The 16,536-nt window shown below is 38.3% G+C and carries 9 protein-coding genes; 6 read left to right on the plus strand and 3 right to left on the minus strand.

Annotated elements, in window-relative coordinates; genetic code table 11:
- Positions 1 to 3 precede the first annotated feature (3 nt).
- The 4 genes from ACSBFT_RS16240 to ACSBFT_RS16255 all read left to right on the plus strand — a co-directional run bounded on the left by ACSBFT_RS16240 (position 4) and on the right by ACSBFT_RS16255 (position 8,175).
- Complete coding sequence (locus tag ACSBFT_RS16240; RefSeq protein WP_489601473.1) at positions 4 to 2,991, plus strand: PVC-type heme-binding CxxCH protein; 2,988 nt, start codon at positions 4 to 6, stop codon at positions 2,989 to 2,991.
- A gap of 328 nt (positions 2,992 to 3,319) precedes the next feature.
- Entirely contained in the window at positions 3,320 to 5,131 is a 1,812-nt protein-coding gene (locus tag ACSBFT_RS16245) for a 3-keto-alpha-glucoside-1,2-lyase-like domain-containing protein (protein WP_489601475.1), read from the plus strand.
- Positions 5,132 to 5,150: 19 nt separating this feature from the next.
- Complete coding sequence (locus ACSBFT_RS16250; protein ID WP_489601476.1) at positions 5,151 to 7,076, plus strand: hypothetical protein; 1,926 nt, start codon at positions 5,151 to 5,153, stop codon at positions 7,074 to 7,076.
- Positions 7,077 to 7,284: 208 nt separating this feature from the next.
- Positions 7,285 to 8,175 (plus strand): hydroxypyruvate isomerase family protein, encoded by an 891-nt coding sequence (locus ACSBFT_RS16255; RefSeq protein ID WP_463048252.1) that lies wholly within the window; start codon positions 7,285 to 7,287, stop codon positions 8,173 to 8,175.
- 61 nt (positions 8,176 to 8,236) lie between these two features.
- On the opposite strand, the gene ACSBFT_RS16260 is transcribed toward ACSBFT_RS16255, so the two are convergent.
- Positions 8,237 to 9,460 carry an OmpA family protein gene (locus ACSBFT_RS16260; RefSeq protein ID WP_489601478.1) on the minus strand — a complete coding sequence of 408 codons (1,224 nt, stop codon included), beginning with the start codon at positions 9,458 to 9,460 and terminating at the stop codon, positions 8,237 to 8,239.
- A 53-nt stretch (positions 9,461 to 9,513) separates the two neighbouring features.
- Positions 9,514 to 10,389 carry a sugar phosphate isomerase/epimerase family protein gene (locus tag ACSBFT_RS16265; RefSeq protein ID WP_489601480.1) on the minus strand — a complete coding sequence of 292 codons (876 nt, stop codon included), beginning with the start codon at positions 10,387 to 10,389 and terminating at the stop codon, positions 9,514 to 9,516.
- Between the two features lie 164 nt (positions 10,390 to 10,553).
- Here ACSBFT_RS16265 and ACSBFT_RS16270 point away from each other — a divergent pair, with 164 nt between their 5' ends.
- Positions 10,554 to 11,309 (plus strand): NIPSNAP family protein, encoded by a 756-nt coding sequence (locus ACSBFT_RS16270; RefSeq protein ID WP_489601481.1) that lies wholly within the window; start codon positions 10,554 to 10,556, stop codon positions 11,307 to 11,309.
- A gap of 10 nt (positions 11,310 to 11,319) precedes the next feature.
- Positions 11,320 to 13,314 (plus strand): metallophosphoesterase, encoded by a 1,995-nt coding sequence (locus ACSBFT_RS16275; RefSeq protein ID WP_489601483.1) that lies wholly within the window; start codon positions 11,320 to 11,322, stop codon positions 13,312 to 13,314.
- On the opposite strand, the gene ACSBFT_RS16280 is transcribed toward ACSBFT_RS16275, so the two are convergent.
- Positions 13,303 to 16,446, minus strand: coding sequence for a PAS domain S-box protein (locus ACSBFT_RS16280; RefSeq protein WP_489601485.1), 3,144 nt, complete (start codon positions 16,444 to 16,446; stop codon positions 13,303 to 13,305). The two genes, ACSBFT_RS16275 and ACSBFT_RS16280, sit on opposite strands and share 12 nt — an antisense overlap.
- Positions 16,447 to 16,536 lie beyond the last annotated feature (90 nt).

The raw sequence follows: 16,536 nt of genomic DNA on the forward strand, positions 1-16,536 counted from the left end.
CCCATGAAATACTTCTGCCTTTTTACCCTAATCGTTTTAGCATCCTGCGAAAAACCAAACGCCTCTTATTTCGACCAAAATCCAGAACTTCAAAAAGCTTTGGCTGATTTTGAAATCATGGATGGATTCAACATCGAGATAGTGGCCGCCGAACCACTTATTTCGGACCCTGTAGCCATGGAAATCGATGAAAATGGAGATTGGTACGTAGCCGAGATGCCAGGATATCCATTGGATTTATCTAAAACAGGAAAAATTAAAAAGCTAATAGATACCGACGGAGACGGTTTACCCGATAAAAGCGAAGTTTTTGCAGATAGTCTCACATTGCCAATGGGCTTGATGAAATGGGAAGATGGACTGTTAGTCGCAGATGCACCAGACGTAACTTTTCTAGCAGATAAAAACAGTGATGGCAAAGCAGATATCAAAAAAGCCATGATAACCGGGTTTTCGCTTTCCAATCCGCAGCATAATATGAATACGCCTAAGTTTGGGATCGACAATTGGATATATGTGGCACATTCTGGTGCCATAACCTCATTTGCCTATGAACACATCTTCCACGATAAAGGCTCAGAAATAAAATTTCCCAATGAACCAAAGTCGCCAAAACTAGCCAGAAATGCTGATGGAAGGAATGTTCGATTTAAGCCTAAAACCTTAGAACTGGAAACCTTATCTGGCGAGTCGCAATATGGTCACACAACCGACCCATGGGGACATCGGTTTTATACGGATAATGCTAATCACCTCTTCCATGAAGTGATGGATGCTCGCTATGTGAAAGCCAATCCAAACTTAGCCATTGAAGAAGCCATGGAGAAATTTTCTGACCATGGCAATGCCGCCAAAGTTTTTCCAATTACTCAAAATCCAAATCACCAATTACTAACCGATGTAGGTCAAATAACTTCAAGTTGCGGCATAACATGGTATGATGGCGGAGCCTTCGGTAAAGAATTTGAAAACACTACACTTATTGGCGAGCCTGTCCATAATCTTGTTCACATAGACCACATAGAAAGCAAAGGAGCTACTTTCTCTGGAAAAAGAGTGTTGGAAAACAAAGAATTTCTGGCTTCCAAAGACCCTTGGTTCCGGCCTGTATTCTTTTATGTAGGGCCAGACGGAGCTTTATATGTGGTGGATTATTACCGTCAAATAGTGGAACACCCAGAATGGATGAGCGATGAAGTCAATGAAAGTGGAGCACTGTATGAAGGAACTAATAAAGGTAGAATCTACCGAATAACACCAAAAAGTGGTCTAAAAATGGACTGGATGGGTGCTTTGAATTTATCTAAGAATTCCACGGAAGAACTGGCCAAACTTCTCACACATAAAAATGGATGGTATAGAAGAACCGCTCAACGACTCCTTTTTCAAAGAGACGATCATTCAGCCGCTACTGCTCTGCATAAGATATTGAATGAAGACAAAGAGGAAGCTAAAATTCCAGCTTTATGGCTTCTTCATGATTGGCAAGAATTAACAAGTGATGATTTGACCCTTGCTTTAGCGGCCAAGGAACCTGGTGTTAGAGAAAACGCCTTGCAATTGATTGATAAAGTATGGTCCAATCCAGATTTTCAAACAGAAGAACTCAAAGCGGCCTTGTTAAAAACCGCAAACGACCCAAGCGAAAGAGTTAGGTTTCAATGGCTTTGTTCCGCAGCCTTTTTTAATTTTCCCGAGATAAAAGAATTAAAGTCGACCATTCTAAAGAACGATGTGGAAGACAAATGGGTGGGCATTGCGGCCATATCCTCTTCTGCGGGTTCAGAAGAAGCACTATTTAAAAATGCTGTAAGGGATTTTGGAACCGAACCATCAACAAATAAAAGTGAGTTTTTCGCTCATCTGGCTGCCACTATATTTAAAAAAGGAGATTTGGGTCTTATAGACAAAATCCTTGAAAACAAGGAAGAAAATAACAGTTGGTGGCAAGCCTCCATGCTTTCTGGCATTTCTTCCATGCAAGCCTATGGTACCCCAAAGCCACTGACTAAATTAGAACAAGAACTACTATTAAATAGGTTCTTAACGAGTCCAAGTCCAGAACTTCGAAAAAGTATTATTGGCACTTTTAAGGTAAGTAAATTTTCCAACACCTTGAATACAAATTCAGTCTATGCCAAAATGAAAGAAGAGAATAACATCGACTTTCAAATAGATGGAATGAGCTTGCTTTCGTCGCTAGGCGAACCCAAAATCAAAGATGAAATCCTTTCAAATATTCTTACTGGAAAAAATGAGCAATTACAATTAGCAAGCATTAAAGCTCTTCCAAGTCTTTTAAGCAAACCCGAGCTAGCAAGTATCAATAAGAAATACATCGAGTTAAAAAGCTCTTCAAAAAAGGCATGGGTAGCCTACTTATTGAATAACGAAAACAATGTATCCGAATTAATTAGGCAGGTAGAATTGGGCAATATTGCCAAATCGGATATCGAATGGCCGCAGATTGTGGAATTGATGAATTATTATGATACGAATATTAGAAACTACGCAAGAGCCGTATTCGCCATCAATGAAGACCGTAAAGCAGTATTGCAAAATTATCTACCAGCCGCAGATATAGCAGGTAATGCCGAAAATGGCAAGAAACTGTTTGAACAAAATTGTGCCATTTGCCATCAAATAGACGGCAAAAATGGCACCGCCTTTGGCCCTGATTTAGCCACCTTAAAAAGTAGAAATAAGCATTCCATCATCACAGAAATCATAAACCCGAACAATTCTATTGCCGATAAGTATGGCAACTGGGAAATTGAAACAAAAGATGGCAATCACTTATCAGGCATTATTGTTTCTGAAAACGAAAATTCGCTGAGTCTAAAAACATTGGGTGGGCAAACAGAAAACATTGCGACGACTTCCATAAAATCTCGTCAAATAGCAAAACAATCTGCTATGCCAAACGGTCTGGAAAGTGCCATTTCTCCAAAACAAATGTCGGATATTTTAGCACTTATAAAAGGAGAATAAAGGCGGCTAGTCTGGATAAGCAACTATTTCTTATTCAGACTACGAGAAATATTAATTTATTGACTTTGATTAAGACTATCCCGCAACGCTAATCCCTAGTTGACACTTACTATATTTAATAATTTTAACCAACCCCTAACACTTACTTAAACATATCAAAAGACGACTGGCACATATTAAATTCTTTTAATAATATAATGTAAAGATTCCATAGTACAATTTCCATGCTTCATAATACGTAAGTACCTAGGAATGATACTAAAATGCCTTTCCACTTCTTAATTCTAATCTTATATTTGATGTTCTCAATCAGAAAAAATTTAACCAAATGAAAAAAATCGCTCTCGGGCTACTCCTTTTTGGAAGCGTTAATTTGCTCTCTGCCCAAGATAAGATTCTAACCGAAAACTTATCTGGCTTTACAAATGCCTCCAAAAACTGGCAAATTGCAGGAACAGCAAAAGCCAATCCATTTAAGGATAATGATATTCAAACTACCCCAGGAACAGGCGTGTTGGTCAACATCCACGAACATGGCAAATATGGCAGTTCGTATGAATTAGTCTCCGATTTCCAACATGGCGATCTGGACATTTCTTTTGATTTCATGATGGCCAAAGGTTCTAACTCTGGCATTTACCTACAAGGCAATTATGAAATACAGCTTTTTGATAGCTGGGGAAAGAAAAACCCTATTTATGGTGACTGTGGTGGCATTTACCACCGATGGGACGAGAGCAAGCCCGATGGGAAAAAGGGCTATGAAGGCTATGCCCCAAGAATAAATGCAACAAAAGCCCCAGGTTTATGGCAGCACATGGACATCTCTTTTCAAGCTCCAAAATTTGATGCCAAGGGAAATAAAATTGAAAATGCTAAAATGCTTTCCATAAAACTTAATGGGATGCTGATTCATGAAAACGTAGAGCTTTCTGGTGTAACCAGGGGTGCTATGACGCCAAAAGATATTGCAAAAGGGCCATTGAGATTTCAAGGAGACCACGGTTCTTTAGCTTTCAGAAACATTGTAATAAGCAATTTTGACAAGCCAAGTGCTTCTCTACAAAATCTGAAATATGTCGTTTCTTACGCAGCATATGACCCCGCGGCAGACCCTAAAAATCTTAAGATTGACGACTCTGGCGATCTGAAAGAGCTTTCGTGGGAATTTATGAAGCAGCCTAACGAATATTCGTATACTATCAAAGGAGATTTCATTGCTGCTGCAGATGGAAAATATACTTTTAATCAATTCTCTTCTTCTAATAACACATTGACAGTTGACAATACAGAGATATTAAGCAATAAATATACGGGGCCAAATGATGAGAGAACGGGTGAAATTGAGCTAAAGGCGGGTAAGCACACCTTGGAAATTTACAATGCCAAATACGATGGTTGGATGAACCCAACTCTTGGTCTTTTTGTAACAGGACCTGGTTTTAGAAAGATAGCTTTACATGCTGCAAGTTCTATGTTTGGCAACAAAGCCACAGACCCTATTCTTATTGACGCCAAAACCAATACCAATCTGAGAAGTTTCATGGACTTCAATAATGGGATAACCAATACGAGGATTGTGCATGCCATAAGCGTAGGTACTCCTGCAAATATTCATTTCACTTATGATTTAGACAAAGGTGCTTTATTGCAATTTTGGAGAGGTGATTTCCTTAACGCTACACCAATGTGGGACAGCAGAGGAGACGGTTCTTCAAGACCTAGAGGTCCAGTGACTTTGCTAAATAACGATTTAACACTAAATTCTTCATTGACCAACTGGCCAAAAGACACAAGCGGAACAGGTTATAAGCCTAAAGGATATACCATAGATGCAGACAACATGCCGACATTCCTTTATGAAATATTTGGAGCTAAAGTTAGCGACCAAATCAGCGTAAAAGATGGCAAATACTTTGAAAGAACGATTACCCTAAACGGTGCTAAAAACCCATTGGCTGCTAAACTTACCAGTGCCACTAAAATTGACAAGGTAATGGATGGCCTTTATGCTATCGACAACAACAGTTGGTATATCAAAATAGACCCAAAAGCAGATATTCGTCTGATAGACTCAGCGGGTAAACAGCAGCTCGAGGTACTGGTGATAGATAAATTAACTTACGAGCTATTATTCTGATATTAAAACACTTAGACGAATGAAAAAAATACAAATATTATTTTTGAGCTTGTTTTGCTTTTCGGTGATGGCACAAGAATCTCCAAAAGAAGAAGACTTTTATAGAATAGTTACTCCGCCAGTACCAGAAGGTATACTTTTAGAAGTGGGTGGTTTGGTAACTTTACCAAACGGCTCTTTGGGTATTTCTACCAGAAGAGGTGACGTATGGATCTTGGACAATCCATTGAGTAGACAACCTCATTTTAGGTTATTTGCATCTGGCTTACATGAAATATTAGGTTTAGAATACCGCGATGGCTCCTTTTACTGTGTACAGAGAGGTGAGCTAACAAAACTAACCGACGAAAACGGAGATGGAAAAGCAGACCGTTATGAAACGGTAAGTGCTTGGCCTGTTTCTGGTCATTATCATGAGTACTCTTTCGGTCCTAAATTTGCTCCCGATGGTAGCTTTTTTGTTAGCGGAAACGTAGCCTTTGGAAACGAAGAGTGGTGGCGTGGAGAAGCCAGAGTACCTACTAGAGGTTCTGTATTCAAAGTATTCCCAGACGGTCACAGAGAAGAATGGGCTACGGGTATGCGTTCTCCAGCAGGTCTAGGAATGATTGACGGCGAACTTTTTTATTCTGATAACCAAGGAGATTGGATGGGTTCTGGTGGAATATGGCATTTGAAAAAAGGGGCATTTACAGGTCACCCTGCCAGCTTGGCTTGGACTAACGATAAGTCTCCTACCAAACTTACGGAGGAGCAATTCTTTGCAGAAAGAGATAATAGAAAAGTAAAAAATGCAGCTGGAGCATATATAAAACCAGAAAATGTGGTTAACGAAACGCCAGACATGCTTTGGCAACTGAAAGAAAAATACCCACAGGTACAAACTCCAGTAGTATGGTTACCTCACGGTATTTTAGGTATTTCTAACTCAGAAATAATTACAGACGACAGCAAAGGAGCTTTTGGTCCTTTTACTAACCAAGTTTTCATAGGTGACCAAGGTCAATCTAAAATTATGCGAGTGTTTATGGAAAAAGTAAATGGAGAATACCAAGGTGCTGCTTGGGACTTCAGAAGTGGTTTCCAATCTGGTGTAATGAGAATGGACTGGGCTAAAGACGGTTCTTTATTTGTAGGAGAAACCAACCGTGGTTGGGGTTCGGCAGGTGATGCCAACCAAGGTCTTCAAAGACTGGTTTGGAATGGTAAAATGCCTTTTGAGATGCTAACAGTTAAAGCTATGCCTGATGGTTTCGAAGTAGAATTCACACTTCCTGTAGACAGAAAATCTGCCGAAGACTTGGCTTCTATCTCTGCCTCAAGCTTTATTTACAAACACCACCCTGTTTATGGTTCTCCGCCAATTAACAGAGAAGACTTAAACATTAAAGGGGTGAAACTTTCTGCAGACGGTAAAACACTTAGAATCGTTTTAGACGGACTAAGAAAGTATTATGTTCATGAGTTAAACCTTGATGGCATTAGAGCTGCAGGCACTTATTATTCTTTGATTCACCCTACGGTTTATTATACGTTGAATAATATTCCTGCTGGAGATAAAGTTTCTACGGCCACTTTAAAGACCACAGATTCTGGAAAAGCTAAACCAGCATCTGCCTCTAAAACTGCAAAAAAAGTAGTTTCTCCTGACGGAATTGGTAAACCAACGGCCGCAACAGCAACCACCCCTCCTACTTTTGATGAAATAAAGCCATTATTACAAAAGCATACTTGTTTGGCTTGTCACTCTCAGGACAAAAGAGTGGTTGGTCCATCGTTCAAGGAAATTGCGAAACGTAAATATTCTGACCAAAAAATGATGGAATTAATTTATACCCCTCAGCCTAAAAACTGGCCGGACTATGCTACGCCAATGGCTCCAATGACACATGTTCCTAAAGCCGACGTATTGAAAATAGCAAGCTATATCAATGGCTTGAATTAATACCTCTTTCTATCTTAAAGTCGGGTATCTTGTGAGATACCCGACTTTTTTATTTTAGGTCAAAGCCATGGATATCAAGCATTTTCATGAACTTTTTAGCAGTCAAACGATTGCACAAATCGTGTATTCCATGTCTAAGAACCTTAAAGAATAACGGTATACGAAATACTTTCCCTAATTTTAAATTATTATCCCCTATCAAAATATAATGAATACATCTAGACGAAATGTCATCAAAACATTAGGAACAGTAGCGGCCACCTCATTTACTGGAGGGGCAATTGCTAGCGAAACTTTAACCCAACCAGAAGTGGAACTTAAAAATAATATCAAGCACTCTGTATGCAGATGGTGCTATAGCTCTATCGATTTTGAAGAATTATGCCAAGGTGTAAAAGCTATTGGAATGGCATCCATAGAACTTACAGGTCCTGAAGAATGGCCTATATTGAAAAAATACGGACTTACAGCAGGCATGGGCTGGGGTACATGGCCTAAAGGAACTGGACTTACTAACTTTTTTGCCAATACTAAAAACCACGAAGTTCTCATTCCTTTTTATGAAGACTTGCTGAAACAAGCTTCTGAAAACGGCATCAAAACTGTTATCTGTTTTTCTGGAAACAGAAATGGCATGAATGATTATGAAGGCATGATAAATTGTGCCACAGTGATTAGAAAGCTAATTCCGACGTGTGAAAAATATGACGTAGTGCTTTCTATGGAATTATTAAGCTCTAGAGACAGTCACAGAGATTATATGTGCGACCATATAGACTGGGGTGTGTCATTATGTGAAATGGTAGATTCGGAATACTTCAAATTACTTTATGACATCTTCCATATGCAAAGTATGCACGGTGATCATATCAGAAATATCAGACGTTTCGGAAAATACATAAACCATTACCACACTGGTGGAATGCCCGGCCGTAACGAGATTGACGAAACGCAAGAAATCTATTATCCTGCGGTCGTTAAAGCATTAATTGACTCTGGTTATAAAGGATATTTAGGTCAAGAGTTTATTCCAAAGGCTAAAGACAAAGCTGGCATGTTAGCTTCGCTAGAAAGATGCGTTAAGATTTGTGATGTTTGATAAGCTTTAAAGCTCCATTAATAAAAAACGAAGTATCGAAAGGTGCTTCGTTTTTTTTGTATCAATCTATACTCAAAACCTTCAACTCCACCCTTCTGTTTAACTCCTGCTCTTTATTAGAAATAGGTCTATCAGGCCCAAAACCCAGCGTTCTTATTCTTCTAGATCCAATACCCTTCTGAACTAAATAAGTTTTACAGGCTTCCGCTCGCTCCTCTGAAAGTTCAATATTGGCACCTCTATCTCCTTCCGAAGATGTGTGCCCACTAATTTCAATGGTCGCTTTGGGGTATTTCAGCATAAAGTTATAAACCGTATTTAATCCTTGCTGACTATAATAATTTAACTCCGACGAGGACTGGTCGAACTGAATATCGCCTAAAACTAAGCCTTCTCCAATAAAAACTTTAAACTCCCCAACTTCGACCTTTTCCGATTCAGGAGCTCTCTTTTTTATCCTTTCTTTGACTGGTTTTGGCACCTTTTCCCTCTTTTTAAAATCAAAAGGCTGCCTTAAGCCTACAAATACCGTGTTTATTAAATGGTTACTTCTATTTCTACCAATCACTCCAGTATTTTGATAGAAATCAACTTGTTCTACATACAGGGGTTGTAAAGCAAAACTGAACCCGAACTCCAACTCCGTACTTCCTCCATTTAGCATTTCCTGACCAACCCCCAAATACAAACCATACTTTAAATCATTGGAAACTATCGTGTTAAAAACCAATCCTGTCCCGGCGTCATTGATATACTTACCCGGAATAGCCGAGGATGAAGACTGCTTTTTGGCTCTTCTCTCATAAAAACCATTCGCATTTGGAATATAATTTCCTTGAACCAAATAGTACAGATTATAAGCTCTGTACTTTATCCCGAAGTTTAAACTCAAATAATTATAATCATCATAAAAACCGTTTACCGCCTGACCTTGAAATTCATATTTTAAAGATGATTTATAGGAGGTAATTAAGTTTGCTCTTGAGCCTCCAAGACTTAAATGGATGTTTTCAGTAAGTTTGTAACCTAAGTTAACGCCTATCTTATTGGTTGTTTTCAAATTAAACTCCCGCTTTCCTTCATTATTTACGGTGTAACCAATATTATAAAATCGCCACTTATAGTTCATCCGCTGATCTCCCTCCATCTTTTTCTGAGAACCAGGAAGCAGCATCCCCAAACTTATATGCGGAATAATACTGAAACGGGAATTTTCAACCTGTGCTAAGCATTGAGCAAAGGAACCAAGTGTTATAAGAAAAACTAAAGTGAGACTCTTGAACAAGTTTATACGTTTTGAATTTCGCTATCTCTTTTAAAAGTAATGATAGTTATAGATTATCCATTCATAGCCTTCTTAAAAACTGGCAAAACTTGTTCTAAATCTTGAAGTTCTGGATGCCACCTTTTCTCCCATTCTAGACTTATGTAGCCGTTATATTTGATTCGGTCTATTTCTTTCAAAATTGCTGGAATAGGCACATCGCCCTCACCTGGCAAGAAATATTCATGCGTTTCTCTATTACTAAAGCTTCCATCTTTTATTTGAACAAATTCTATAAATGACTTTAAGGTGTCTACCATTGTAGAAACAGACTCCTGCGTCTGATAATGCATATTGAAGTAGTCCCATATAATTCCAGAACTTTTTGCCGGTTGAGCTTCCATCACTTGTTTTATATCTTCCGACCTCACCAAGTCACCATGGCAATCCAACAACACTTTAACGCCGCTTCCTTTCGTAAATTCGCCAAGTTCACTCAGGCCATCACTTATTAAATTCAGAGATTTTTGTTTATCCTCTTTATAAGCAAACTTATCCGGAAAAACCCTTACAAAAGGAGTGTTAAGCTCTACTGCCAAATCTACATACCTTTTTACTTCGTCCATATTCTTCTTCCTCTTTTCAGGATCGCTTTCATGGAGGTTAGAAGAAGGATTTAAATTGACAATCTTAACACCCGCATCCTCTGCCAGCTTTAATGAAGATTTCAAATGAGATTTAGAAAATACCGGACTTGACAAAATGTCTAAATCATTTTTAATACCCCTAATTTCTATGCCTGCAAAACCATACTCCTCTGCTTTCTCCATAATCTTATGCCACTCCCACTCTGGGCAACCAAGCGTTGAAAAACAAAGTTTACGTCTCTTTTTGAAAGACAATAATGGAACAGCAGAAAAAGCTACTCCTAAAAATATTCTTCTATTCATAATGATAGGATGGTCAAGAAATTAAATGGTTTAGCATCGGTTCGTAAAGTATGTCATGGCTCCCAAAAAAGCACTTTGGATTCCTTTAGATATGGAATAAGAAAAACCTTCTCGTTTTTGGAATGTTTTCATGTAAATTTACAGAAAACCTGTAATAATCATTTATGAAAAACCTATTGATAATTTTAATGACACTAATGAGCGTAGGACTTAAAGCAGAAGTTTCAAAGCCGGATTCTAAAGTTTATGAATTAAGAGTTTACCACTGTCATGATGGAAGAAGAGATGCTTTAATCGCCCGTTTCCAAAACCATACCACCAGGATCTTCGAAAAGCACGGTATGGAAAATGTAGGGTACTGGCTACCGACATCTCCAGATATGAAAAATGATTTAATCTACATCCTTTCTTATCCTTCTATGGAGGCGAGACAGGCATCATGGAAGACATTTTCTACCGACCCAGAATGGAAGAAAGTGGCAGGCGACTCAGAAAAAGACGGTAAAATAGTAGCTTCCGTAGATTCCAAATTCCTTAAGTTAGAACCAGAATTGACTAAAAAACTAAAACTAAAAGCAGCATCGCCAGAGCGTATTTTCGAACTGCGTTCTTACTATTGCCTTCCTGGAAAATACCCAAACATTGTTGCTCGTTTCAGAGACCATACCCGTAAAATCTTCAAAAACCATAACATGGAAAATATTGCCTATTGGGGAACTATTGAAAAAGACAATACACAGCCGCACTTGGTTTATATCATAGCTCATGAAAGCGAAGCAGAAGCGAAAAAATCTTGGGATACTTTTAGAATAGACCCTATCTGGAAGGCTGCTCAAAAGGCGTCTGAAGAAGATGGCAAAATAGTAGAAAAAGTAGTTTCAGTGATGATGTCTCCGCTGCCTTTTTCAAAAATAAGATAGCTTTAAGACAATGAAGTTGAGCTTCTTAATCTTTGGCCTCCTTTCTTTCTTTGCCTCTACAGGACAAGAAATAGTTAGGGGGCCTTTTTTACAATCTGCCACCCAAACGGGTATGCTTATCAAATGGCGGTCAAACGCGGTTCAAACATTTCAGCTGAAATATGGCTTAAATGAAAACAACCTCGACCAGTCTTTGGAAGTCACTGGCTTTATAGACTTTGAAGCTCATTTAGAAAATCTACAATCAGGCAGGGTTTACTTTTATGCTATAAAAAACACTAATAATAAAACGTACAAAGGTTCATTCAAAACACTTCCTAATAAAGATTCAAAGGAACGCCTTCAATTTGTGGCTTTAGGAGACTGCGGTACCGGAACACCAGCACAAAAGGAAGTGCTAAATCAAGTAAAACAGTATTTCGGAACTAAGATGATTGATGGGCTATTGCTCCTAGGAGACAACGCCTACAACTATGGTTTCGACCGTGAATATCAAACCAATTTTTTTCCCATATATCAAGAAGGTTTACTGAAGAACACCGTACTCTGGCCTACGCCAGGAAACCACGACTATGCTGGCAAAACTTGGCCCAATGATTTCGGCCAACGACCAGACTACTTCAATATATTCGCATTACCTATCCGAGGAGAATCAGGCGGAGTTCCATCTGGTACAGAGGCTTATTATTCTTTTGATGCAGGAAATGTGCACTTTATCTCTTTAGACTCTTACGGTCAGGAAGAGAACAAAAGGATGTCTGATTTGTTAAGTAAGCAAGCCAAATGGCTGCAAGAAGATTTATCGGCTAATACATTACCATGGACAGTGGTTTTCTTTCATCATCCCCCTTTCTCAAAAGGTTCTCACGATTCTGATAAAGAACCGGAACTTATAGACATTAGAGTTAACCTTGTTCCCATATTTGAAAAGCACCATGTAGACTTAGTATTAACCGGGCATTCGCATAATTATGAACGCTCCTACCCTTTAAAAGGCTTTTCTGGAAAAGAGTCTGATTTTTCAATAAACAATCATACCACCAGCACGTCTTCTGGCAGGTATAATGGCGAACAAAACTCCTGTCCTTATGTTAATAAAGAGGAAGGAACCATCTATTTGGTAGCGGGAACGGCTGGATGGGTAGGCGGAAAGTCTGAAGGATACCCACATGACGTCATGTATTATTCAAATTCCGACGAAACCGGAGCCGTAATTTTAGAATTTGAAAACAATGAAATGGTGGTCAAATATATTTCTTCAAAGGGCATTCGACTTGACCATTTCACAGTTCTAAAAGACGTAAATCTATCCAAAGAGTATACGGTAGATTGCGGTGAAAGCCTTCATTTAAAGAGCAGCTGGCCTCAGATATTATTCGACAATAAATCAGAAATCATAATTCCAAATTTATCAAAAGACACCCTGATTTTTGCAACGGATATTAAAAAGTGTCTGACAGATACTTTCAAAATAAATGTAAACCCATTCCCAGAAATAACGGCCACTTCTAATTCCCCTATCTTAGAAACCAGCGATTTAGAATTAAGGGCAAACTTTCAAGGAAAAGGAACCTTAAACTGGAGTGGCCCTAACGGATTCACCAGCAATGAAGCCAATCCCAATATAAAAAACGCAAGATTAGAAAATGCAGGCGTGTATGTTTTAAAAGCAGAATACAACTCGTGTTTAAGCCAGACGGCCGTTGAGATTATCATAAACCCAATACTTTCTTCAAAGGAGCGTGAGGCCGAAACACTTTTGGTTTATCCCAACCCTTCTGACAATAAGTTTATAATAGACTTTCAAGCTCCTTCTTCGGGAAATTATAACCTTAAACTTTTCAATCTTTCAGGAATTCTTTTTTACGAAAAAGAAGTAATCTTAACAAAAGATTTAAATAAAAGGATTGAAATAAATCATATTGAGTTGCCTAAACACACGCCGTACATTTTAAAGTTTGAGTCAAAAAACTATTCAAAAAGTAAGCTCATCTCAGTCCATTAGCAAAGTAGATATTGGGAAATAAACCTTCACAGAAGTTCCCACATCTGGTTCATTATCATTTAGGTCTGAAATTTCGTAGTTGATGTTCGTTTTATTAATGGCATTATAGGTCTCAAATCGCTCTGCGGTTATTTTAAGCCCTTGAGAAATGTATCCTTTATTGGTCTTATCTAGAATTTCTTTTGACCTAACCCTACCTACGCCGTCATCTTCTATTTTACACAAAATATATTCCCCCTCTTTTTGAAAAGAAACAGACAGTAAACCCTTGCCTTTTTTATATCTGATTCCATGGTTTATAGCGTTTTCCACAAAAGGCTGCAACATCATGGTTGGTATTTCAATCATCTTGTCGACCTCTTTCACTATCTCCAATTTAAAAACAAACTTGTCCTCAAAACGCATTTGTTCCATTTCTACGTAAAGCTTCAAAAGGTTTATTTCATCTCCTAACCGAATCCCTACACTTCTAGAACTGTCTAGAAAAGAGCGAATTAGTCGAGCAAACTTACTCAGATAGTCGTTGGTAGAAACCACGTCATTTTTAAGAATAAAACTCTGAATAGAGTTTAATGAATTGAAAATGAAATGAGGATTCATTTGCATTTGAAGTGTTTTCAACTCCAACTCTGCTCTGGCCATTTCAGATTTCAGAGCCTGCTCTTTTACTTCATTAAGTTTTTGTTCCCCTCGTTTTCTATTGGTAATATCAATCGCTATCCCTAAAACCATATAGGGTTTTCCGTTATCATCAAAAATTGTTTTCGCAATGTTTTCCACCCATCTAATTTCACCCTTTAGATTCACAATGCGACAGTCGCAGCTGATGGATTCATAGGCCCTGATGTTATCCTTAAAACCTTTTATCATATAGGCATCATCTAGATGAACCGCCCTTTCCCAGAGCTTCCAATCTTTTTTCCATTCTTCTAGCCCAAAGCCATAAAAATCCACAAAAGATTTACTTACAAATAGTGGCTCATATTTTGGAATACTAGCAGCCCAAACTGCCTCATCCAGAGCGTTTAATATGTCACTTAAATTCCTTTCACTACTTTTTAGTCTCTCTTCGGCATTAATCTGTTCGGTGATATCAACACTGATACCGAGCATCATCTCTAGTTCATTACTGTCGTTATAAACATACTTACCCGTGCACTCCAACCATTTCAAATGACCATCAGCGTCTTTTATTTGAATCACTCCTTGGGTAAAGCCTTCGCTAAAAAGCTTCTGTAGCATTATTTTCTCCTTCTCTCGAAACTCCTCCGTCACGTAATTTGACCAAACGGCGTAATCCTCGTACCAATTATCGATAGGTATTCCAAACACTTTTTCGAAAGAATTACTCACAAATAGAGGTTCTCTAGCAGGTAGCTTTACAGCCCAAACAACCTCATCCAAAGAGTTCATAATTAAAGAGAGCTGTTTTTCACTACGTTCCAACTCTTTCAAAGCCAATACCTTCTCCGTGATATCCCCAGCCATGCCCAATAGGATTTTGGGTTTCCCTTCTTCATCCAAAAGAACCTTCCCCCGATTTTCAGCCCACTTAACTTCCCCGCTTTTATTAAAAACACGAACGGTGTAAGGACCAAATTTCCTATCCTTAACGTCTTCAAAAATTCGGTCTACAATATACTTGTCTTCCTCATGAATAACTTCTTTCCATTTGTCTGGATTTGCCTTCCAGTCTTCTAAAGTAAAGCCAAACAGATACTCAAAAGACTTACTCATAAAAATAGGCGTACCACTGTAAAAGTCTACCGCCCAGACCGCCTCGTCAAGAGAATGAAGTATATCTCCCAAAAGCCTTTCGCTCTCTTTTAACTTTATATCAGATAAGACAAATTCTGTAATATCCCGCATTAAAACTATAGCTCTCCATACGGTTCCTTCCGAGTTATAGAAGTAGTTTACCGCGTTTTCACGCCAAATATATTTGCCTGATTTCTGCCTAGCCCTATGTTTTACGATAACATTACTTCGCCTTTCTGCAATGGCCTTTTCTAAAATTGATTTAATCTCGACCATATCTTCCGGATGAATTAAATTAAATAATTCTTCCCCCTGCATGTTCATGGTTTCTTCAATACTATAACCCAATATTTTCTCACAAGAAGGTGACACATAGGTTACGTAATCTCCTTCAGACACTAAAAAACCGTCTGTCGTATTCTCGGCAATAAACCTATACTTCTCCTCCCGCTCCATGAGCTCTGCCTCTCTAGCCGACGGTTCTGTAATGTCTTGAACAATGCCAATTAAACCTTTTACTTTCTTATTTTCATCCTCAATTGGGATTTTGGAAATCACAAATCTCCTAAAACTTAAATCACTAGGCCTCACTTGAAATGATTCCTGTTTTAAAATTGACTTTCCTGTTCTATGAATTTCCTTATCTTGATCTAAGGAAAACTGAGAAACTTGTTCTGGAAAAAGATCTATATTTCTTTTCCCAATAACCTCTTCTTCAGACTTTACCCCAATATACTTTAGGCCCTCATAATTTAATAAAGTCAACTTATGCTCTTTATCCTTCACAAAAACACCTAATGGCAAACGATCCACTACGGTCCTAAGCAAATCCTTTTCATCAAACAACTTGCTTTCCGACTCCCTTGCCATAAAAAGGCTCCTCACTAAAGACATTAATCCGGTAATCGAATTGCCAAAATCAATCTCGTTCTCTGTCCATTCTCTAGGTGTAGCAATTTGCTCAAAAGACAAAAGACCAATAATTATCCCTCGCTCATAAATTGGAAAATTTAATACGGAAGCTATTTTTAAAGGTTTCAAGTAATCATGCACCAGTTCTGTAAGCTCTTTATCACTTAGGGCGTTCTTAGAAACCAAAGGCAATCCCTTTCTTACACATTTGAAATATTCCGGGTAGTTTTTCTCCAATAAGACTTCCTGCAGCTCGCTAAGCTCACCATCTTGAAGGATACTCTCTGAAATAATTTTATCATCTTGAAGCTCCCAAACACCTATTCGATTTACATGGATAGCATTATTTAACTCTTTCAAAATGAAGCCAAAAGCTAAAGAAGCATTGTCAAACTGTCCAAAATCTGTTTTTAGCAAACGGGTTAAGGTAATGTATTGAATGTTAGATTTTAGACTTTCCAAAGCTTTAAAATATAATTGAGATTAAATTTGATTGCATCCATGCAAATTACATAATTCTATAAGAGAAATTGCCCAAAAGATAGCTTTACC

This window comes from Arcticibacterium sp. SM2516 (assembly GCF_057914865.1).

Coding starts and splice junctions, on each gene's coding strand:
- ACSBFT_RS16240 (WP_489601473.1), top strand. CDS start 4: ATGAAATACTTCTGCCTTTTTACCCTAATCGTTTTAGCATCCTGCGAA.
- ACSBFT_RS16245 (WP_489601475.1), top strand. CDS start 3,320: ATGAAAAAAATCGCTCTCGGGCTACTCCTTTTTGGAAGCGTTAATTTG.
- ACSBFT_RS16250 (WP_489601476.1), top strand. CDS start 5,151: ATGAAAAAAATACAAATATTATTTTTGAGCTTGTTTTGCTTTTCGGTG.
- ACSBFT_RS16255 (WP_463048252.1), top strand. CDS start 7,285: ATGAATACATCTAGACGAAATGTCATCAAAACATTAGGAACAGTAGCG.
- ACSBFT_RS16265 (WP_489601480.1), bottom strand. CDS start 10,389: ATGAATAGAAGAATATTTTTAGGAGTAGCTTTTTCTGCTGTTCCATTA.
- ACSBFT_RS16270 (WP_489601481.1), top strand. CDS start 10,554: ATGAAAAACCTATTGATAATTTTAATGACACTAATGAGCGTAGGACTT.
- ACSBFT_RS16275 (WP_489601483.1), top strand. CDS start 11,320: ATGAAGTTGAGCTTCTTAATCTTTGGCCTCCTTTCTTTCTTTGCCTCT.